The sequence below is a fragment of the Halomonas sp. PGE1 genome, from assembly GCF_013000985.1.
Taxonomy (GTDB): Bacteria; Pseudomonadota; Gammaproteobacteria; order Pseudomonadales; family Halomonadaceae; genus Halomonas; species Halomonas alkalicola.
In genome coordinates, this window is the sequence record NZ_CP053032.1 from 2,435,083 (window position 1) to 2,456,080 (window position 20,998).

A 20,998-nucleotide genomic window follows, 5' to 3' on the forward strand; every position below is an offset into this window, starting at 1 on the left:
GTTCGACCTGGCTCGGCTATCGGGAATCGCTACCCAGCCACGTCATCACATGCTGCCGGAGGCGCCGCAAGGGAGTTTCAGGTGGCGGACGCCAGACCTCGTTCGGTCAGCAGTTCCGTCAGCCGATCCACCACTTCCGGTATCGTCAGGCGCGTGGTGTCAAGCGTGATGGCATCGTCTGCCGGCTTGAGCGGGGCCACGCTGCGTTGCATGTCGCGTGCATCGCGCGCCTGAATCTCCTTCAAAAGACTCGATAGACTAGCATCCACCCCCGCTTCCCGCAACTGGAGCTGGCGGCGGCGCGCCCTCTCCTCGGCGCTGGCGGTGAGGAAGATCTTCAGCGGGGCCTCCGTGAATACCACCGTGCCCATGTCGCGGCCGTCGGCGACGAGGCCCGGCGACTTTCGAAAGTCGCGCTGGCGGCCCAGCAGCGCCTCGCGCACCGCCGGCAGGGCCGCGATCCGCGAGGCGGCATCGCCGACCTGTTCGGTGCGGATGGTGGCGGTGGCGTCATCCCCTTCGAGCAGGATGCGGGTGGCCTCCGCCTCCGCCACGAACACCACATCGAGCCCCGCCGCCACCCGGGCGAGCCCAGCTTCGTCATCCAGCGCCACGCCGTGCTTGCCGGCGGCCAGCGCCGTGAGGCGGTAGAGGGCACCGGAGTCGAGCAGATGCCAGCCCAGCCGCTCGGCGACCAGGCGGCTGATGGTGCCCTTGCCGGCCCCGCCGGGGCCGTCGATGGTCAGTACCGGCACGGCAGTCTCGGCGACGGTCATGCGCCCTCCTCGGCCGCTTCCTCCTCGAGGACGAGTCCCACCTTGCGCGCCAACTCGATGAAGCCGGGGAAGGAGGTGGCCACGTTGGCGCAGTCGTCGATGATGATCTCGTCACCGGCGCGCAGGGCGGCGATGGCAAAGGACATGGCGATGCGGTGATCCTCGAGACTGTCGATGCGCCCGCCGCCATAGTTGGGGCCTTCGGCCTTGCCGCCACCGACGATATCGATACCGTCGGCGACCAGCGTGTGCTCGACGCCGATGGCGGCCAGGCCGTCGGCCATGGCCTGCAGGCGGTCGGACTCCTTGACGCGAAGCTCCTCGGCCCCGCGCAGGCGGGTCACCCCCTCGGCATTGGCTGCGGCGATAAAGAGCGCCGGAAACTCATCGATGGCCAGCGGCACCTGGTCGAGGGGAATGTCGATGCCCTTGAGCGGGGCATGGCGGATATGCAGGTCGGCCACCGGCTCGCCGCCCACCTCGCGCTCGTTCTCGAGGCGCAGGTCGGCGCCCATCAGCCTGAGGATATTGATCACGCCGATGCGGGTCGGGTTGATGCCGACGTGTTCCAGCACCAGATCGGCCCCCGGGGTGATGGCCGCCGCCACCAGGAAGAAGGTGGCCGAGGAGATGTCCGACGGCACATCGATGGGCGCGGCGGTCAGCTTGCCGCCGCCCTGAAGCCAGCAGGTGTCTCCCTCGCGGTGCACCTCGTAGCCGAAGCCGGCCAGCATGCGCTCTGTGTGGTCGCGGGTCGGCGCCGGCTCGCGCACCCGGGTCTCGCCCTCGGCGTAGAGACCGGCCAGCAGCAGGCAGGACTTCACCTGGGCGCTGGCCATCGGCATGTCGTAGGTGATGCCCTTGAGCGCGCGGCCGCCGTGGATATGCAGCGGCGGACGACCACCCTCGGCGGTATCGATCACCGCCCCCATCAGGCGCAGGGGGTCGGCCACGCGGCCCATGGGGCGCTTGGTCAGGGAGGTATCGCCGGTAAGCTCGGTGTCGAAGGCCTGGCCGGCCAAGAGCCCGGCAAACAGGCGCATGGCGGTGCCGGCGTTGCCCACGTAGAGCGGCCCCGAGGGCGCCTTGAGGCCGTGCATGCCGACGCCGTGGATGGTCACGCGCCCCTGGTGGGGGCCCTCGATGGCCACGCCCATCTCGCGGAACGCCTGCAGGGTGGCCAGGCTGTCCTCCCCCTCCAGGAAGCCCTTGACCTCGGTGACCCCCTCGGCCAACGCCCCGAGCATGATGGAGCGGTGGGAGATCGACTTGTCGCCGGGCACGCGAATGCGGCCGGTCACGGTGCCGCCCGGGGCGACCCGGTAGCGCAGCTTGCCTTGCTGTTGCATCTGATATTCCGCCTGATAACTGGTCTTGTTGAGCAGGGATTCGAAGTAGTGGCGCGCGTGACGGGCGCGATCGAAGGTGGCGAGCATGGCATCGCTGTCGCCATGTTCGATGGCCTGGCGAATCCGCGCCAGGCCGGCCTCGAAATCGTCCAGGGAGGCCAGCACCGCCTCGCGGTTGGCGACGAAGATGTCGCGCCACATCACCGGGTCGCTGCCGGCGATGCGGGTGAAGTCGCGAAAGCCCCCGGCGGCATAGCGGAAGATCTCCAACCGCTCGTCCTGGCGCGCCAGGGTGTCCACCAGGGAGAAGGCCAGCAGGTGCGGCAGGTGACTGGTGCGGGCCAGCACCTGGTCATGGCGCACCACGTCCATCTCCAGCACCTCGGCCCCGCACGCCTCCCACAGGGCGCGCACCCGGGAAAGCGCCACCGGGTCGGTGTCGGGCTCCGGAGTGAGGATCACCTTGTGGCGCAGATAGAGCTCAGGGTTGGCCGCCGCCACGCCGCTCTTCTCGGAGCCGGCGATGGGGTGGCCCAGCACCAGGTGGGGCGGCACGCAACCGAAGGCCTCGCGGGCGCAGTCGCGGATGGTCGCCTTGGTGCTGCCCACATCGGTGATCACCACGTCGGGGGCGGCCCGGTCGATCAGCCGGGCCAGTTCCCCCATCACGCTGCGCATCGCCAGCACCGGCACCGCCAGCACCACCAGGGAGGCGCCCTCGATGACCGCGGCGAGCTCGGTGTCGCCGCCGTCGATCAGCCCCATCTCGATGCCGCGGGCGATCTCGCCGGGGTCCGGATCACAGGCATGGATGGCGCCCCGAAAGCCGGCAGAGCCCTCCTTAGCCGCCCCGAAGCCGGCGGAAGGCTCTCTAGCCGCCCCGAAGCCGGCGGCGCGAAGGGCCGCGGCCAGGGAGCCGCCGATCAGCCCCAGGCCGACGATCAGGAGGCGGGGTTCATTGACTCTCACCACCACGCCTCAGAGCACGCCGATCGGGTAGGAACCGAGCACCTTCACCTCGGCGGCGCGCAGGCGCACCTCCTCGAGGACCGCGGCGACCCGGGGCTCGTCGCGGTGCCCCTTGAAGTCGATGAAGAAGACGTAGTTCCACGCCCCGCTGCGCGAGGGGCGGGTCTCCAGGCGGGTCATGTCGATCTGGTGGCGATGGAAGGGCTCCAGCAGGTCGTGCAGCGCACCCGGCTGGTTGCGCATGGCCACCACGATGGAGGTCTTGTCCTCGCCGGACATGGGCACGTCCTGGTGACCGATGATCAGGAAGCGCGTGGAGTTGTCCGGGCGGTCCTCGATCTTCTCGGCGAGCCGGGTCAGGCCATAGAGCTTGGCGGCCATGTCGCCGGCGATCGCCGCGCTGTGCCACTCGGTCTTGACCAGGCGCGCCGCCTCGGCGTTGGAGGAGACCGGTACCCGCTCGGCCTGAGGGTAGTGGGCGTCGAGCCACTTGCGGCACTGGGCGAAGGACTGGGGGTGGGAGTAGATGCGCGAGACCTTGTCCTGGCGGGTGGTCTCGCCCACCAGCAGATGGTGGTGGATGCGCAGCACCACCTCGCCGCAGATGCGCAGGCCGGAATCCATGAAGGAGTCCAGGGTGTGGTTGATCACCCCTTCGGTAGAGTTCTCCACCGGCACCACGCCGTAGTTGACCGCGCCGGCCTCCACCTCACGGAACACCTCATCGATGGCCGCCATGGGCAGGCTGACGGCGCTCTCGCCGAAGTGCTTGAGGGCCGCCTGCTGGGTGAAGGTGCCCTCGGGGCCCAGATAGGCCACCTTGATGGGCTGCTCCAGCGCCAGGCAGGCAGACATGATCTCGCGAAACAGCCTGGCGACCTCCTCGCTGTCCAGCGGCCCCTTGTTAAGCGCCATGATCCGGCGCAGCACCTGGGCCTCGCGCTCGGGCCGATAGAAGACCGTATCGGGGTCTTCGGCGGTCTTGACCTGGGCCACCTGCTGGGCACATTCGGCGCGCTCGCTGATGAGGCGCAGGATATCGCCGTCCAGGGCGTCGATGCGCTGGCGCAGTGCCTCCAGATCGATGGGGGTATCACTCATGCTCGTCAGCCCCTTCTCTTCTCGAAATCGGCCATGAACTCCACCAGCGCCTCCACCGCGGCCTCGGGCACGGCGTTGTAGAGGCTGGCACGCATGCCACCCACGCTGCGGTGGCCCTGAAGGTTGAGCAGCCCCGCCGCCTCGGCCTCGGCCAGGAACGGCTCATCCAGGCGAGCGTCGGCCAGCACGAAGGGCACGTTCATCCGCGAGCGGTTGGCCACCGCGATGGGGTTGGAGTAGAGCTCGCTCTCGTCGATGGCCGCATAGAGCCTGGCGGCCTTGCGGGCGTTGATCGCCTCCATGGCGGCCAAACCACCCACCTCGTCCTTGAGCCACTCGAACACCAGCCCGGCCAGGTACCAGCTGTAGGTGGCCGGGGTGTTGATCATGGAGCCCGCCTCCGCCAGCGCCTGGTAGCCGAAGAGCGACGGCATGTCGGCACGGGCGCGGTCGAGCAGGTCATCGCGCACGATCACTACCACCAGGCCTGCAGGGCCGATGTTCTTCTGGGCACCGGCGTAGATCACGCCGAACCGCGAGACATCCAGGGGCCCCGAAAGGATGCTGGAGGACATGTCGCACACCAGCGGCGCCTCGGAGCCATCCGGGCGGCGAGGCCCTCCACCTTCACTGCCGGGGATGTAGTCGAAGGCGAGCCCACCGATGGTCTCGTTGGCGGTGTAGTGCAGGTAGGCCGCATCGCTGGAGAGCAGGATCTCCTCCGGACGCGGCACCGCCAGGTGGCCGCCGGCCTCGCTGGCAGCCGCCACGTGAACGTCGCCAAACAGGTGGCGCGCCTCGGCGATCGCCTTCTTGCTCCAGATGCCGGTGTTGACGAAGTTGGCTCGCCCGCCCGGGCCGAGCAGGTTGTAGGGCACGGCGGCGAACTGCTGAGTGGCTCCACCCTGGGTGAAGAGCACCCGGTAGTTGGCCGGAATGGCCAGCAGCTCGCGCAGGTCGGCCTCGGCCTTCTCGGCGATGGCCACGTACTCCGGCGAGCGGTGGCTCATCTCCATCACCGACAGACCACGGCCGTGGTAGTCGAGCAGCTCGTCGCGGGCCCGCTCGAGCACCGCCGTGGGCAGCGCGGCCGGACCGGCGCAGAAGTTGTAGTGGCGATGAATGGGGGGCAGCCCCCCATTGCCGTTATTCCCCATCGTCTTCCCCTTGCTCATCGTCACCGTCGAAATCGGGGTCTGCCCCGGCTTCTTCCGGCTCGTCGATCCGTACCGTCTTGACCAGTTTCTCTTCGTTGCCCAGACGGATCAGCATCACGCCCTGGGTGTTGCGGGAGGTGATGGAGACCTCGTCGACCCGGGTGCGCACCAGGGTGCCGCGGTCAGTGATCAGCATCATCTCGTCGGTGGAGTAGACCTGCATGGCGGCCACCAGGGCGCCGTTACGCTCGCTGGTCTGCATGGCGATCACGCCCTGGCCGCCGCGGCCGCGCAGCGGGAACTCCTCGAGACGGGTGCGCTTGCCGTAGCCGTTCTCGGAGGCGGTCAGGATATAGATCTGGCCGCCGTTGCCGGCCTCGACGGCGACACCCGCTTCCGCCTCGGCTTCGCCCTCGCCCTCCACGTCGGCCTCGGCGTCGATCAGCTGGCTCTGGGGGATGATCAGGCTGATCACCTCGGCGTCGTCGAGCAGGCGCATGCCGCGCACGCCGCGGGCGGTACGCCCCATGGCGCGGACGTTGCCCTCCTCGAAGCGGATCGCCTTGCCGTTGGACGACAGCAGCATGACGTGGTCGCTGCCAGAGGTGATGGCCGCACCGATCAGGCGATCGTCTTCCTCGAGGTCGATGGCGATCAGGCCAACGCTGCGCGGCCGCGAGAACTGCTCGAGACTGGTGCGCTTCACCGTGCCCTTGGCAGTGGCGAAGAAGATGTAGTGGTCCGGGTCGTAGTCGCGCACCGGCAGGATGGCGTTGATCGCCTCGCCCTCGTCGAGCGGCAGCATGTTGACCAGCGGCTTGCCCCGCGAGCCGCGGCTGGCCGCCGGCATCTCGTAGACCTTGAGCCAGTAGACCTTGCCGCGGTTGGAGAAGAGCAGCACGGTGTCGTGGGTCGAGGCCACCAGCAGGTGCTCGATGACGTCCTCGTCCTTCATGGCGGTGGCGGACTTGCCGCGCCCGCCGCGGCGCTGGGCCTGGTAGTCGGAGAGCGGCTGGGTCTTGGCGTAGCCGGAGCGGGAGACCGTGACCACCATGTCCTCCTCGGCGATCAGGTCCTCCATGGAGAGGTCGAGATGGCTGGCCTGGATCTCGGTGCGACGCGGGTCGCCGAACTGGTCGCGCACGGCGTTCAGCTCCTCGCGAATCACCTCGAGCAGGCGCTCGCTGGAGGCGAGGATCGCCATCAGCTCGGCGATCTTCTCGAGGATATTGAGGTACTCGTCGAGCAGCTTCTCGGTCTCGAGGCCGGTCAGGCGGTGCAGGCGCAGCTCGAGGATGGCCTGGGCCTGGGCCGGCGACAGGCGGTACTCGGTGGCCGAGGGGTTGAGGCCGAAGCCCTCCTCCAGCTCCTCGGGCTTGCAGGAGGTGGCCCCGGCACGCTCCAGCATGGGCGTGACCTGCCCCGGCGGCCAGTTGCGCGCGAGCAGCTTCTCCTTGGCCTCGGCGGCGTTCGGCGAGGCCTTGATCAGCTCGATCACCTCGTCGATGTTGGAGATCGCGACGGTCAGGCCTTCGAGGATGTGGCCGCGCTCGCGGGCCTTCTTCAGCTCGAACAGGGTGCGACGGGTCACCACCTCGCGGCGATGACGAATGAACGCCTCGAGGATCTCCTTGAGGTTCATGATCTTCGGCTGGCCATCCTCGATGGCCACCATGTTGATGCCGAAGACCGTCTGCAGCTGGGTCTGGGCGAAGAGGTTGTTGACCACCACCTCGCCGGACTCGCCGCGCTTGGTCTCGATCACCACGCGCAGGCCGTCCTTGTCGGACTCGTCGCGTAGCTCGGCGATGCCCTCGATCTTCTTGTCCTTGACCAGCTCGGCGATCTTCTCGATCAGCCGCGCCTTGTTCACCTGGTAGGGCAGCTCGCTGATGATGATGTGGTCGCGGCCGCTCTTGTCGTCATGCTCGATGGTGTGACAGGCACGCACATAGATGCGCCCGCGGCCGGTGCGATAGGCCTCGAGGATGCCGGCCCGGCCGTTGATGATGGCCCCGGTGGGGAAGTCCGGGCCCGGCACATGCTCCATCAGGTCGTCGACGGTGAGGGTGTAGTCGTCGATCAGCGCCAGGCAGGCGCTGATGACCTCGCCCATGTTGTGGGGCGGGATATTGGTGGCCATGCCCACGGCGATGCCGGAGGAGCCGTTGATCAGCAGGTTGGGCACCTTGGTGGGGAGCACCTCGGGGATGCGCTCGGTGCCGTCGTAGTTGTCGACCCAGTCGACGGTGTCCTTCTCGAGATCGGCCAGCAGCTCGTGGGCCAGCTTCGCCATGCGCACCTCGGTGTAACGCATGGCGGCGGCGCTGTCGCCGTCGATGGAGCCGAAGTTGCCCTGGCCATCCACCAGCACGTGGCGCATGGAGAAGTGCTGAGCCATGCGCACGATGGTGTCGTAGACGGCGCTGTCACCGTGGGGGTGGTACTTACCGATGACATCGCCCACTACGCGGGCCGACTTCTTGTATGGCTTGTTCCAGTCATTGCCGAGCTCGTGCATGGCGAACAGCACGCGCCGGTGTACCGGCTTCAGGCCATCGCGCACATCGGGCAGTGCCCGGCCGATGATCACGCTCATCGCGTAATCGAGGTACGACTGCTTGAGCTCGTCCTCGATATTGACTGGCAGAATCTCTCTGGCGATGTCACCCATGGGTCGTCGAATCCTTTGCACTGCAAGAGGTTGGCCGCCCTCGCCGGCGTTGCCGCGGGCGCCATGATAGCGCTACATCATACCACCGCGGGCAGAGCAAAGGCAGCCGGCTATGCGAGGGGCTGCTCCATCACCAGGGGCTCGAGCAGCTCGCGAATCTCGCCCTCGATGGGCACCGCCTGGTTGGCCGCCACGTCGAGCAGCACAAAGGTCAAGATCGCCGCACTCACCAGGACGCCGTCGCGCACCCGGCGGATCTCCTGACTCATCTTCGCGCTGCGCCCGCCGACGGCCGAGAGGCGCGTGAGAATCTCCAGGTCGTCCCCCGCCACCGCCGCCTGGCGGTAGTCGATATTGAGGTTCACCGCCACGAAGGCGAGCTCGCCCCCCATCAGGCGCCGGGCGAGGCCCGGTCGATCGTCGAAGTAGCCCCAGCGCCCCTCCTCCAGGAACTCCAGGTAGCGGGCGTTGTTGACATGGCCGTAGCCGTCCAGGTGATAGCCGCGCACCCTCAGGCGGGTGGTCGAGACACGAGAATCCATGGCATTGCTCCTTGATAATGGCCGTGATGGCAGGCCCGGCGATTCTGGCAATGCCGCCGGCGAATTTCAAACAGTCGTTTCAAGCCGGACGCCGCCCGGAGACCCGCTGGCACCCCCGCCCCCCTTCAGGGATAATGGCCGTCCTTTTTACCCCGGGAAATGCTTCATGTGGTTCAAGCACTTGCACCTTTATCGCCTGCACGATGCGCCGACGCTGGATGCCGCCACCCTCGAGGAGGCCCTCGCCGAGCACGCCGCCAGGCCGCTGGGCGGCCAGGATCCTCGCCGACTGGGCTGGACCGCCCCGGCCGGCCGCGCGGGCACCGCACGCCTGCACGAGCTGCAGGGCCAGCGCCTGCTCAGCGCCCTGCGCCAGGAGCGGCTGCTGCCCGCCGGCGTGGTGCGTGAGGAGACCGAGGAGCGTGCCGCCGAGGTCGAGGCCCGGGAGGGGCGCAAGCTGCGCCGCCAGGAGAAGATCGCTCTCAAGGAACAGGTGGTCGAGGAGCTGCTGCCGCGGGCCTTCGTGCGCAGCCAGAAGATCGACCTGTGGTGGGACACTCGCCGCGGGCTGATCGGCATCAATGCCAGCTCGCGTACCCGCGCCGAGGAGCTGCTCGACCTGCTGCGCGAGACCCTGGGCAGCCTCAAGGTGACCCCGCTGGCTAGCCAGACCCTGCCCATGCGCGCCATGACCCAGTGGCTGACCGACCCCGCCTCGCGCCCCGCCGACCTGGTGCTGGGCGACCAGGTGGAGCTCAAGGCCAAGGGCGACGACGGCGTGCTGCGCGCTCGCCAGGTCGAACTGGACAGCGACGAGATCCAGCAGCTGCTGGAGGGCGGCCGCCAGGCCAGCAAGCTGGCCCTCGAGATCGAGGGCCGAGTCAGCTTCGTGCTGCACGACGACCTGGCGCTGAAGTCGCTGCGCTTCGGTGACGCCCTGATCGACGAGGCCAACGCCGCCGATGACGGCGACGATGCCCTGGTGCGCCTCGAGACCGACTTCCTGCTGATGGCCCAGGCCCTGGGCGAGAACATCGAACGCCTGATCGCCTGGCTGGGCGGCGAGGCGAGCACCGCGAACCGTGAAGTGTGACGCCATGACCGACCAACGCCCCGACACCTCGCCCGCCGATCCCTGGGCCGAGATTCGCCCCTACCGTGACGACGAGGTGGCCGAGGTCCTCGCCCGCCTCGCCTACGACCCGGAGCTGCTCACCGCCCTGACCCGCTTCCGGCTGCCGCGGCTGTCGCGCGTCATGCCGCGCCTCTCCAGCACCCTGGCGAGCCTGGCCATTCGCCGCGAGGTGCGCGGCGTGACCAGCGTCAACGACTTCCAGATGCGCATCGCCTCCTACATGGAGCGCATGATCCGCACCACCACCGATGACTTCCAGGTCGAGGGGCTCGACGCCCTGGATAACGACACCGCCTACCTGTTCATCGGCAACCACCGCGACATCTCCCTGGATCCGGCCTTCGTCAACTATGCGCTCTACCTGGCCGGGCGTGACACGGTGCGCATCGCCATCGGCGACAACCTGCTCAAGAAGCCCTATGTCACCGACCTGATGCGGCTCAACAAGAGCTTCATCGTGCCGCGCAGCGCCCGCGGCAAGCGCGCCATGCTGGCCGCCTACCAGCAGCTCTCCGCCTATATCCGCCACTCCATCACGGTGGACAACCACTCCATCTGGATGGCGCAGCGCGAGGGGCGCGCCAAGGACGGCATCGACCGCACCGACCCCGCGATCATCAAGATGATCACCATGGCTCGGCGAGCCGAGCAGCGCGGCGTCTCCATCGGCGAGGCGGTCGCCGAGCTGCGCCTGGTGCCGGTCTCGATCAGCTACGAGTACGACCCCTGCGACGTGCAGAAGGCCCGCGAACTCCACGCCCTGCACACCAGCGGCAACTATGAGAAGGGCCAGTTCGAGGACATCCAGTCCATCGTCGCCGGAATCACCGGCCACAAGGGCCGGGTGCGGCTCTGCGTCGGCACGCCGCTCTCCGATGACTTCGCAAGCCCCGAGGCCGTGGCCGCGGAGATAGACCGCCAGGTGCTGGCGGGCTACCATCTCTACCCCAGCCACTACCTGGCCCTGGAGGCGCTGGGCGACGCCCCGGAGCTGATCGACCACGCGGCCATCAGCGACGCCGACCGCGCCCGCTTCCAGGCCCGCCTGCAGCAGGTCCCCGCCGAGCTGCGCAGCTGGTGGCTGGCGCAGTACGCCAACCCGGTACGCAACAAGGCCGGACTCATCTCTCCCTGACCGCCCCCTGACCGCGAGGACGCCATGGCACACGCCCACGGCCATCACCACCATCACCATGCCGTGCCTCCCGACCGCGGCGCCCAGACCCGCGAGGCCCACAAGGTCACCCTGATCGGCGCGGTGATCGATTTCGTGGTGGGTGTGGCCAAGATGGTCACCGGCTTCATGGTGGGCTCGGCGGCCCTGGTGGCCGACGGCATCCACTCCTTCTCGGACATCCTCACCGATGTCTTCGTGCTGGGCGCCACCCACTTCGGCCGCCAGGAGCCGGACAGCAACCACCCCTATGGCCACGGCCGCATCGAGACCCTGGCCACCCTGTGGCTGGGCAGCGTGCTGATCTTCGTGGCCGGCGGCATCGCCTGGGCCAGCGTGACCCGCCTGGTCGCCGGCGAGCCGATTCCCGCCCCGGGCCTCTGGGCCATCGGCATCGCGGTGATCGCCCTGGGGGCCAAGGAGTGGATCTACCGCTACACCATGCGCGTCGCCAAGCGCGTCAACTCGCGGCTGCTCGAGGCCAACGCCTGGCACTCGCGCTCCGATGCACTCTCTACCGTGGTGGTGCTGGTGGGGCTGATCGCGGCCCAGTTCGGCGCTGGCTGGATGGATGCGGTGGCCGCGGTCATCGTCGGCGTGATGGTCGGCCAGGTGGGCGGCCGGCTGCTGTGGGAGTCGAGCCAGGAGCTGATCGACACCGCCCTGCCCGAGAAGGAGCGCCAGGAGATGCAGGCGGTGGCCGAGCAGGTGCCGGGCGTGCGCGGCGTCCACGACCTGCGCACCCGCACCCTGGGCAGCCAGGCGCTGCTCGACCTGCATATCGTGGTACCACCGCGGGTCACCGTCTCCGAGGCCCACGAGATCGGCAACGCCGTGACCCGACGCCTGCGCGAGGCCTTCCCGGTACTGGCCGACGTCACCTTCCACATCGACCCGGAGGACGATGCCGGCGAGACCGAGCACAGCCTGCGCCCCGGCCTACCGCTACGCGGCGACGTGGAGGGCATGCTCGACGAGACCTGGCGCCACGTGCGCGTCTGGCACGCAAGGGTCGCCCTGGACCTGCACTATCTGGACAACCAGGTGGATGTCTCGATCTTCATCAACGCCCTGCCGGAGGACCAGAGCCTGGAGCAGGCCGCCGACGAGCTGCGCGCCGCCTGCCGCGAGCTCGGCTGGATCGGCCGGCTGCGGGTCTGGCAGGGCCCCGGCAAGGGGTGAGCGCGACGCCCTGCGTCAGGGTATGAGCCCAATAGGGCACTCGCATTAGGCCTCGCCTGCGCCTAGACTTCAGCAAACGCCGATCTATCCGAGCCCCGCCATGCCACCCTCCTCCCCGCGCCCCCTGCAGTCGCCGGGCCGTCGCCGCTTCGTGGCGGGGCTCGGTGCCCTGCTGCTGGCGACCGGGCTGGGGCTGCGTCCGGGCCCGGCCACGGCGAGCCTCGACCCCTCGCGGCTGCGCCAGAGCATGCAGCGCCTCTATGGCCAGCAGGGGCTCAACGCCCTGGAGGCCTGGTTCTCGCTGCTCGAGCGCCTGCGCGGCGTCCCCCTCCAGACCCAGCTGCGCGAGGTCAATGACTTCTTCAACCGCCGGGTGCGCTGGGTCGATGACATCGACAACTGGGGCCGCGAGGATTTCTGGGCCACGCCGCTGGAGACCATGGGGCGCGGCCAGGGCGACTGCGAGGACTACTCCATCGCCAAGTACGTCACCCTGAAGCAGCTCGGGGTACCGGGCGACCAGCTGCGCATGATCTATGTACGGGCGCGGATCGGCCGCAGCCAGATCACCCAGGCCCACATGGTGCTGGGCTGGTACGAGACGCCGGCGGCGGAGCCGCTGATCCTGGACAATCTGGTGCCCTCGATCACGCCGGCCGCCCAGCGCACCGACCTCGACCCGCTGTTCAGCTTCAACAGCCAGGGACTCTGGGCCGGCGGCGGCACGGAGTCGCGGGCCGACCCGCTGGCGCGCCTGTCGCGCTGGCGCAACGTGATCGATCGCATGCGCGAGCAGGGATTCATCTGAGTCGGGCAAAGACCCGTGGGGAGCACAACGACATGTCGCTTATCAAGCAGCTCTGGCTGACCATCGTGGTACTGCTGTTGCTGGCCTTTGGCGGCAGCCTGTTCATCGGTGTGACCAGCAGCCGCCACTACATGCAGCAGGAAGTGCAGATCAAGAACGCCGACAACGCCAACGCCCTGGCGCTGACCCTGAGCCAGCTCGACAAGGACCCGGTGACCATCGGCCTGCTGATCGCGGCCCAGTTCGACACCGGCCACTACCGCCTGATCGAGCTGCGCGACCCCGAGGGGCAGGTGATCGACCTGCGCCAGGGGGGCGAGACGGTCGAGGGCGCGCCGGGCTGGTTCGTCGACCTGGTGCGCTTCGACGTACCTCCCGGCCGGGCCGTGGTCCAGGACGGCTGGCGCCAGTACGGCACCCTGACCGTCGCTACCCACCACAGCTTCGCCTACCAGTCGCTGTGGCGCAGCACCCTGGAACTGTTCGGCTGGTTCGCCCTGGCCGGTACCATCAGCCTGGCGCTGGCCGCCTGGATCGTGCGCACCATCCGCCGCCCGCTGCGGGCCGTGGTCGCCCAGGCCCGCGACATCGGCAACCGCCGCTTCACCACCTCCCCCGAGCCGCGCACCCGCGAGCTCAAGGAGGTGGTGCAGGCCATGAACCAGCTCTCAGGCTCCGTGCGCGACATGCTGGGCCGCGAGAGCGAACGGCTCGACGTGCTCAGGCAGCGCCTGCAGCATGACACCGTCACCGGCGTGCTCAATCGCGAGGCCTTCCTCGGCCAGCTCAAGGTCATGATGGAGAGCAGCGGTGCCCGGGCCAGCGGCAGCCTCGCCCTGGTGCGTCTGGCACGGCTCGGCGAGGTCAGCGAACAGCTGGGCCACGCCGACACCGACGACCTGCTCAGGTCACTCGGCCAAACACTGGAACAGCTCGGCACGCTGCGCGGTGGCGGTATCGCCGGGCGCCTGGGCGGCGGGGACTTCGCCCTGCTGCTGCCCGGCGCGGTCGATCTTCAAGCCTTCGGGCAGGAGCTTACCCAGCGCCTTCAGCCGCTTCAGCAGCAGGAGGAGCGCATCAAGCTTGGTCTGCCCTCCGCCCTGATCGCCTACTCCCAGGAGGATCGGCCCGCGTCCCTGCTGGCAAGCCTCGACGGGGCGCTCGCCACCGCCGAGAACCGCGGCGACCTCGCGCAGCTGATCGCCGAGGGCCCCCAGCGCCTGCCGCTCTTCAACAGCCACGCCGACTGGCGAAAGGCGCTGCAGGAGGCCCTGCAGGCCGGCGTCTACCTGGGCCGCTTCCCGGTGCTGGACGCCAACGGCAAGCTGCTCCACCTGGAGTGCCCTTCGCGGCTGCGCCTGAAGGGCGAGTGGCGCCCCGCCGGCGTCTTCATGCCCTGGATCTCGCGCCTGGAGCTGGACACCGCCCTGGACATGGCCGTGGCACGCGAGACCATCAAGGAGATCGCCCGCCACGGCAAGCCGCTCGGCATCAATCTCTCCCCCGCCTCGGTGCGCAACGCCCGCTTCGTGCTGGACCTGCGCAACCTGCTCCAATCACAGCGCGACTCCGCCGAAAAGCTCTGGCTGGAAGTCCCGGAATCCATGGTCATCCATGACCTGGAGAGCTTCCGCAGCCTGTGCCGAGAGCTGCAGCCCTTCGGCTGCAAGGTCGGCCTCGAGCACGTCGGGCGCGAGTTCCGGCGCATCTCGGACCTGCAGGACCTGGGGCTCAGCTACCTCAAGATCGACGCCTCGCTGGTCAAGGGGGTCGACCGCAGCCCCGAGCAGCAGACCATCCTGCGCGGCATGGCGACGCTGTGCCACTCCATCGGCATCCTCGCCATCGCCGAGGGCGTCGACAGCCTGCAGGAGGGCGAGCTGCTCTACGAACTGGGCATGGACGGCGTCACCGGCCCCGGCGTCCGGCAGCACGACAAGCCCGCCTGACGGCAAGGCACGCAAAAACGACAGCGCCTCACATCGGATGTGAGGCGCTGTCGAGAGCTTGACTATTCTCAGCCCCAGGAGCCAGCCATGAGAGTGATGAAAGTCACTCCATGGGAGCCAGAGGGTTGGATAACACTGAATGGCAACTTGAGAGCTTTGGAGACTTGGGGCTACTGGTGGGAGCTGGGCTTTGCCCGGCGAATGGCGCCGAAGGCGCCCAAACGGATAGCCCCCCTCCTCAGATCACCCCTCCCTCCTCATCGTCGCTGCCGACCAGGCTCAGGCCGCTCAGCCGCCGACGCAGCGTCTGACGCTCCATCACCTTCTGCTGGGCCGCCTCGGGCAGCTCGGTAAAGCTGATTACTCCCTTGTCCATCAGCAGTTCGATCACGTCCTCCAGCACCCGCACGAAGGCCAGATCCGAGGCCTGAAAGTGCGCCTGCCCCGACTTGACCTCCCCCTCGCTCAGGAAGGCCAGCAGCTCCGGCGAATCCGCCGCCAGAAACTCCCGACAATCCGGGGTCGCCTCACGGCTGACCAGTTCGATGCGACCATCGTCGGCACGCTTGATGTACATGAAGGCTCTCTCTAGCAGGCTCTACCGACCATGCTAGGCCAGTTCAGCACGGCGCGCAGCATGGATGTCGTGATGCCACAGGGTGGAAAGGAAGCGCCCGGCAATGCCGGGCGCCTGGTTGGGGTGGGCTAAGAGTTACTCGATATCAAGCTGACCGTTGGCAATAAGAGTGTTCAGGAACTCCGAAGAGCTCATATCACCCATGTCCACGTTATTCAGGATGATGACCTGATCAGCGCCGCTGATAGATCCTTCATCGACGGCCAACTCGCCCGCCGAGCTGATATGCAGGATGGTATTGCCACCACCTTCCACTGCATGCATATAGCTAGAAAGGTCGTCACTGGACTCCATTCCCTGCAGCAGGTCCGAGAGCACCAACTTATCGGCCCCGTCACCATCAAGAGTAAAGTCGGTGACGGTGTCGGTAGCCACGCTGCCATCGCTGCCCTGGTCACCCAGGTGCCAGACGAAGACGTTGTTGCCACCGCCGCCGGTCAGTTCGTCGTCACCGGCACCACCGATGAGGATGTCATTGCCCGCACCGCCTACTATCTCATTATTTCCAGCCCCTCCTGCCAAAGCCTCATTTTCGGAGCTGCCAGAAATTTGGCTTGAATTCTGCGCCGTCAAGACAACAGATCCTGAAATTTCATCTCCATCTCCATCTACAGCCTCAAATTCAAACTTGATGTCCGCAACACCGATGTCATCTAAAATAAAAGTATTGATGGCCTTAATACCCATATTCGAAACAGACCCAACATAAGTCAATTCTATTTTATCAACCAGAGATCCATTCTCCGAAGCAGGGAATGAATAGAAACCATCACCATTTAAATCCCCCGCTAAAATAGCACCACTTTTTGACGCGCCACCAACATAGAAAATTTGATAATTAACAGTGCCACTGCTGAAATTTCTAAACCCAACCTCGGCAACATACACCTCATCAACTGAACCGCTAGCTCCTTCATTATCAAAGTTCAGACGAACAGACTCACCATCACCAAAGTTTGGATTGTCAACACCAAATTGGTTGTTCTGGGCATTAATTTCTGTCCCACCCCCTATCGCAGTAATTTCCAACAACCAATTTTTGGCAGGATCAGAACCAAATGTACCATCTTCATATATATAGTAAGCTGGCTTTGGTCCGCCGGCACCACCCCTCGCCACAGTGTCAACGTCCAACTTGGACAAGTCGATTGGAGCGTGTTGAGTAAAGATATAACTACCATCAATATTCGCTTGCATGGTAAATACCTCAGCACCACCCTCTCCAGCAGTAGCAATAACTGTGCTCGTTCCAATCCCTGAATAAAATAATGGAATGCCACCAGAAGTCAGTGTATTAGTATCACTTCCGGAAAAACCAATATTTATACCTGTAAGTTTAACCTGGCCGCCACCATCTGCTCCCATTTCAGCGAGAGTGCCAACAAGCACTGTATTGGCAGTGTTCTGGAAGATTCCGTCCCGGATATCGAGGATAGGCGCATCGTCCAGCACGTCGATGGTCAGGGTGCCGGTGGCGCTGCTGCCACCCAGACCGGTGACCGCCAGGTCGACGCTGTCGACCAGCACCGCATCGGTGGCCGTGCCCGGCTCACCGTGGGCCTGGGCTGCATCCAGCACGTACAGGTAGCTGATGGTGGCGCTCTGGTTGCCGTCCGTGCTGCTGTAGCCGGTCAGGTAGAGCGTGCCCTTGACGGTGTCGATGCCCGCGGAGGGCGACGCGCTGCTGAACGCCTGCAGTTGCGCCAAGCTGAAGGTCGCACCCCCCACCGTGACGCTGGCAATGGTGTCGGTGGCCGAGACCTGGAAGCTGCCCTCGGCACGGTCGATGTCCGTGTCTTCCTGGGTGCCGCCCGGCAGGCCAGCCTCGTCGACCACGCTGTCGGCGCCCTGGGCGTTGACGATCACCTGGGCGCTGTCATCCACGCCCTGGATGGTCAGGCTGAGGCTGGCCGAGCTGGTGTCGCCATCGGCGTCGGTGATGGTGTAGCCGAGCGTGAAGTCGAGGCTGTCGTCGTCACCCAGCGCCTGCACCGCGGCCAGGCTGTTGTCGAGCGTGAAGCTCCAGCTGCCGTCGGCGTTGAGCACCAGGGTGCCGTACTGCTCGAGCTCGGCACGCTGCTCGTCAGTAACGTTCCAGGTCACCGTCTCGGTGCCCTCGTTCGGGCCATCGGCTCCAAAGGTGTCGTTATCGAGCACGTTGCCGCTGAGCACATTTTCGGCGGCGTCCTCGGTGACAGTGCCTCCGATGACGTCCACGGCTTCCGGCGCATCGTCCAGCACGTCGATGGTCAGGGTGCCGGTGGCGCTGCTGCCACCCAGACCGGTGACCGCCAGGTCGACGCTGTCGACCAGCACCGCATCGGTGGCCGTGCCCGGCTCACCGTGGGCCTGGGCTGCATCCAGCACGTACAGGTAGCTGATGGTGGCGCTCTGGTTGCCGTCCGTGCTGCTGTAGCCGGTCAGGTAGAGCGTGCCCTTGACGGTGTCGATGCCCGCGGAGGGCGACGCGCTGCTGAACGCCTGCAGTTGAGCCAAGCTGAAGGTCGCACCCCCCACCGTGACGCTGGCAATGGTGTCGGTGGCCGAGACCTGGAAGCTGCCCTCGGCGCGGTCGATGTCCGTGTCTTCCTGAGTGCCGCCCGGCAAGCCAGCCTCGTCGACCACGCTGTCGGCGCCCTGGGCGTTGACGATCACCTGGGCGCTGTCATCCACGCCCTGGATGGTCAGGCTGAGGCTGGCCGAGCTGGTGTCGCCATCGGCGTCGGTGATGGTGTAGCCGAGCGTGAAGTCGAGGCTGTCGTCGTCACCCAGCGCCTGCACCGCGGCCAGGCTGTTGTCGAGCGTGAAGCTCCAGCTGCCGTCGGCGTTGAGCACCAGGGTGCCGTACTGCTCGAGCTCGGCACGCTGCTCGTCAGTAACGTTCCAGGTCACCGTCTCGGTGCCCTCGTTCGGGCCATCGGCTCCAAAGGTGTCGTTATCGAGCACGTTGCCGCTGAGCACATTTTCGGCGGCGTCCTCGGTGACAGTGCCTCCGATGACGTCCACGGCTTCCGGCGCATCGTCCAGCACGTCGATGGTCAGGGTGCCGGTGGCGCTGCTGCCACCCAGACCGGTGACCGCCAGGTCGACGCTGTCGACCAGCACCGCATCGGTGGCCGTGCCCGGCTCACCGTGGGCCTGGGCTGCATCCAGCACGTACAGGTAGCTGATGGTGGCGCTCTGGTTGCCGTCCGTGCTGCTGTAGCCGGTCAGGTAGAGCGTGCCCTTGACGGTGTCGATGCCCGCGGAGGGCGACGCGCTGCTGAACGCCTGCAGTTGAGCCAAGCTGAAGGTCGCACCCCCCACCGTGACGCTGGCAATGGTGTCGGTGGCCGAGACCTGGAAGCTGCCCTCGGCGCGGTCGATGTCCGTGTCTTCCTGAGTGCCGCCCGGCAAGCCAGCCTCGTCGACCACGCTGTCGGCGCCCTGGGCGTTGACGATCACCTGGGCGCTGTCATCCACGCCCTGGATGGTCAGGCTGAGGCTGGCCGAGCTGGTGTCGCCATCGGCGTCGGTGATGGTGTAGCCGAGCGTGAAGTCGAGGCTGTCGTCGTCACCCAGCGCCTGCACCGCGGCCAGGCTGTTGTCGAGCGTGAAGCTCCAGCTGCCGTCGGCGTTGAGCACCAGGGTGCCGTACTGCTCGAGCTCGGCACGCTGCTCGTCAGTAACGTTCCAGGTCACCGTCTCGGTGCCCTCGTTCGGGCCATCGGCTCCAAAGGTGTCGTTATCGAGCACGTTGCCGCTGAGCACATTTTCGGCGGCGTCCTCGGTGACAGTGCCTCCGATGACGTCCACGGCTTCCGGCGCATCGTCCAGCACGTCGATGGTCAGGGTGCCGGTGGCGCTGCTGCCACCCAGACCGGTGACCGCCAGGTCGACGCTGTCGACCAGCACCGCATCGGTGGCCGTGCCCGGCTCACCGTGGGCCTGGGCTGCATCCAGCACGTACAGGTAGCTGATGGTGGCGCTCTGGTTGCCGTCCGTGCTGCTGTAGCCGGTCAGGTAGAGCGTGCCCTTGACGGTGTCGATGCCCGCGGAGGGCGACGCGCTGCTGAACGCCTGCAGTTGAGCCAAGCTGAAGGTCGCACCCCCCACCGTGACGCTGGCAATGGTGTCGGTGGCCGAGACCTGGAAGCTGCCCTCGGCACGGTCGATGTCCGTGTCTTCCTGGGTGCCGCCCGGCAAGCCGGCCTCGTCGACCACGCTGTCGGCGCCCTGGGCGTTGACGATCACCTGGGCGCTGTCATCCACGCCCTGGATGGTCAAGCTGAGGCTGGCCGAGCTGGTGTCGCCATCGGCGTCGGTGATGGTGTAGCCGAGCGTGAAGTCGAGGCTGTCGTCGTCACCCAGCGCCTGCACCGCGGCCAGGCTGTTGTCGAGCGTGAAGCTCCAGCTGCCGTCGGCGTTGAGCACCAGGGTGCCGTACTGCTCGAGCTCGGCACGCTGCTCGTCAGTGACGTTCCAGATCAGACTGGCAACACCGTCTGCGCCACCTGTGTCGTTGTCCAGCACGTTTCCACTGAGAACCGTCAATGCCCCATCTTCAACCAGCATCCCTCCATTGACATCCCGGGCCTCGGGCACGTCATCAAAAAACGCCACCGCCAGGGTGCCATCGACCGGCGTACCATTGCCGTCGATCACGGTGAAGGTCAGCTCGATGCCCGCTTCATCGGTGCCCTCGGCGTGCAGCACGTTGTCGAGGAGGGTCAGGGTGTATGCGCCGGTGGTCGGGTTCACTACCAGGCTGAAGAGCTCACCACGCGGGCCGGTGGCGGTGAGGGTATTGGTGGCGGCATCCCAGCTGTAGGTGACCGTCTCGGTGCCGACCTGGCCGGTGGTGCCACCCATGCCAGCGAAACCGATGCTGCCGGCCCCGTCGGGACCGAAATCGAACGCCAAGGTGCCGGTGAAGACGGAGCCGCCCTCCTGCAGGAGCTGGGCATCGAAGAGCTCGGCGGCCGATGCGCCGGCTTCGGGCGTACCGTCGATGGGCTCCTCGATGGGCTCCTCGATGGGCTCCTCGATGGGCTCCTCTTCGGCGGCCTCGATCAGTGCCACATCCTCCGGGAAGTCGATTCCGGCCACCTGGCCGCCCGCAAAGTTGAAGGCAAGCGGATCAACCCCTTCGGCGATACGCCCCAGCATCACGAAGCTGTGGCCACCGTCGGCGCCACCGCCGGGGCCGGCGCCGGCCGCGGTTGCATCGAGCGCGTCGAGCAGGTCGCCATCGCCATCGTCGATGGCAGCAAGCAGGGCCTCGAGGTCCTCATCCAGGGCGCTGAACTCGGAGGCCTCAGTCGGCTGGTTCGAGTCTAGCTCCGGGGTCATGGCGACCTGCTGGCCGCCATCGATCAGGGTCGGGTCAAGGCCGTCGCCGAAGTCGAGCTGGACCCTGGCGTTGTCGGCGGTCACGAGGGTCTCGCCCTCCTGCAGGGTGTCACCCACGCGGAGTTCGCGCAGGTTGCCATCGGCGTCCCGCGCCCAGGCCTGACCGGTGATGGAGATGACGGTTGCGATGGTCATGGTAAGACTCCCTGCATGA

Annotated in this window: 13 protein-coding genes; 5 read left to right on the forward strand and 8 right to left on the reverse strand. The window is 66.9% G+C overall.

Going from position 1 to position 20,998, the window contains the following annotated elements; genetic code table 11:
- Positions 1-77 precede the first annotated feature (77 nt).
- The 6 genes from cmk to HIR79_RS11570 form a co-directional block, all read right to left on the reverse strand.
- The gene (gene cmk / locus HIR79_RS11545; RefSeq protein ID WP_169958472.1) at positions 78-776 is read right to left on the reverse strand and encodes a (d)CMP kinase; all 699 of its coding nucleotides are present in this window, start codon (positions 774-776) and stop codon (positions 78-80) included.
- Complete coding sequence (locus HIR79_RS11550) at positions 773-3,094, reverse strand: bifunctional prephenate dehydrogenase/3-phosphoshikimate 1-carboxyvinyltransferase (RefSeq protein ID WP_249322128.1); 2,322 nt, start codon at positions 3,092-3,094, stop codon at positions 773-775. The genes cmk and HIR79_RS11550 overlap by 4 nt, the downstream gene beginning before the upstream one ends.
- Positions 3,095-3,103: 9 nt before the next feature.
- Positions 3,104-4,195 carry a prephenate dehydratase gene (pheA, locus tag HIR79_RS11555; protein WP_169958474.1) on the reverse strand — a complete coding sequence of 364 codons (1,092 nt, stop codon included), beginning with the start codon at positions 4,193-4,195 and terminating at the stop codon, positions 3,104-3,106.
- 5 nt (positions 4,196-4,200) lie between these two features.
- Positions 4,201-5,319: a 3-phosphoserine/phosphohydroxythreonine transaminase gene (gene serC, locus HIR79_RS11560; RefSeq protein ID WP_169959558.1), complete on the reverse strand. Its 1,119-nt coding sequence runs from the start codon at positions 5,317-5,319 to the stop codon at positions 4,201-4,203.
- 22 nt (positions 5,320-5,341) lie between these two features.
- Positions 5,342-8,026 (reverse strand): DNA gyrase subunit A, encoded by a 2,685-nt coding sequence (gene gyrA, locus HIR79_RS11565; RefSeq protein WP_169958475.1) that lies wholly within the window; start codon positions 8,024-8,026, stop codon positions 5,342-5,344.
- Between the two features lie 110 nt (positions 8,027-8,136).
- Complete coding sequence (locus HIR79_RS11570; protein WP_169958476.1) at positions 8,137-8,568, reverse strand: acyl-CoA thioesterase; 432 nt, start codon at positions 8,566-8,568, stop codon at positions 8,137-8,139.
- A gap of 166 nt (positions 8,569-8,734) precedes the next feature.
- Between HIR79_RS11570 and HIR79_RS11575 the strand changes: the two genes are divergently transcribed.
- The 5 genes from HIR79_RS11575 (at position 8,735) to HIR79_RS11595 (ending at position 14,816) form a co-directional block, all read left to right on the forward strand.
- Positions 8,735-9,661 (forward strand): recombination-associated protein RdgC, encoded by a 927-nt coding sequence (locus HIR79_RS11575; protein WP_169958477.1) that lies wholly within the window; start codon positions 8,735-8,737, stop codon positions 9,659-9,661.
- Between the two features lie 4 nt (positions 9,662-9,665).
- Entirely contained in the window at positions 9,666-10,838 is a 1,173-nt protein-coding gene (locus HIR79_RS11580; RefSeq protein WP_110070385.1) for a 1-acyl-sn-glycerol-3-phosphate acyltransferase, read from the forward strand.
- A 24-nt stretch (positions 10,839-10,862) separates the two neighbouring features.
- Complete coding sequence (locus HIR79_RS11585; RefSeq protein ID WP_110070386.1) at positions 10,863-12,059, forward strand: cation diffusion facilitator family transporter; 1,197 nt, start codon at positions 10,863-10,865, stop codon at positions 12,057-12,059.
- 100 nt (positions 12,060-12,159) lie between these two features.
- Complete coding sequence (locus HIR79_RS11590) at positions 12,160-12,867, forward strand: transglutaminase-like cysteine peptidase (RefSeq protein WP_169958478.1); 708 nt, start codon at positions 12,160-12,162, stop codon at positions 12,865-12,867.
- Between the two features lie 32 nt (positions 12,868-12,899).
- Entirely contained in the window at positions 12,900-14,816 is a 1,917-nt protein-coding gene (locus HIR79_RS11595; protein ID WP_169958479.1) for a bifunctional diguanylate cyclase/phosphodiesterase, read from the forward strand.
- 238 nt (positions 14,817-15,054) lie between these two features.
- Here the strand turns inward: HIR79_RS11595 and HIR79_RS11600 are convergent, their stop codons facing one another.
- Both HIR79_RS11600 and HIR79_RS11605 read right to left on the reverse strand, forming a co-directional pair.
- Positions 15,055-15,393, reverse strand: coding sequence for a tryptophan synthase subunit beta like protein (locus HIR79_RS11600; protein WP_169958480.1), 339 nt, complete (start codon positions 15,391-15,393; stop codon positions 15,055-15,057).
- Positions 15,394-15,528: 135 nt separating this feature from the next.
- Positions 15,529-20,979: a retention module-containing protein gene (locus HIR79_RS11605; RefSeq protein WP_169958481.1), complete on the reverse strand. Its 5,451-nt coding sequence runs from the start codon at positions 20,977-20,979 to the stop codon at positions 15,529-15,531.
- Positions 20,980-20,998: the final 19 nt, after the last annotated feature.

Bases quoted from the DNA above. Each gene is read 5' to 3' on its own strand.
- cmk (WP_169958472.1), bottom strand. From the start codon at position 776: ATGACCGTCGCCGAGACTGCCGTGCCGGTACTGACCATCGACGGCCCC.
- HIR79_RS11570 (WP_169958476.1), bottom strand. From the start codon at position 8,568: ATGGATTCTCGTGTCTCGACCACCCGCCTGAGGGTGCGCGGCTATCAC.
- HIR79_RS11585 (WP_110070386.1), top strand. From the start codon at position 10,863: ATGGCACACGCCCACGGCCATCACCACCATCACCATGCCGTGCCTCCC.
- HIR79_RS11580 (WP_110070385.1), top strand. From the start codon at position 9,666: ATGACCGACCAACGCCCCGACACCTCGCCCGCCGATCCCTGGGCCGAG.
- HIR79_RS11590 (WP_169958478.1), top strand. From the start codon at position 12,160: ATGCCACCCTCCTCCCCGCGCCCCCTGCAGTCGCCGGGCCGTCGCCGC.
- HIR79_RS11605 (WP_169958481.1), bottom strand. From the start codon at position 20,979: ATGACCATCGCAACCGTCATCTCCATCACCGGTCAGGCCTGGGCGCGG.
- pheA (WP_169958474.1), bottom strand. From the start codon at position 4,195: ATGAGTGATACCCCCATCGATCTGGAGGCACTGCGCCAGCGCATCGAC.
- HIR79_RS11595 (WP_169958479.1), top strand. From the start codon at position 12,900: ATGTCGCTTATCAAGCAGCTCTGGCTGACCATCGTGGTACTGCTGTTG.
- HIR79_RS11575 (WP_169958477.1), top strand. From the start codon at position 8,735: ATGTGGTTCAAGCACTTGCACCTTTATCGCCTGCACGATGCGCCGACG.
- gyrA (WP_169958475.1), bottom strand. From the start codon at position 8,026: ATGGGTGACATCGCCAGAGAGATTCTGCCAGTCAATATCGAGGACGAG.
- HIR79_RS11600 (WP_169958480.1), bottom strand. From the start codon at position 15,393: ATGTACATCAAGCGTGCCGACGATGGTCGCATCGAACTGGTCAGCCGT.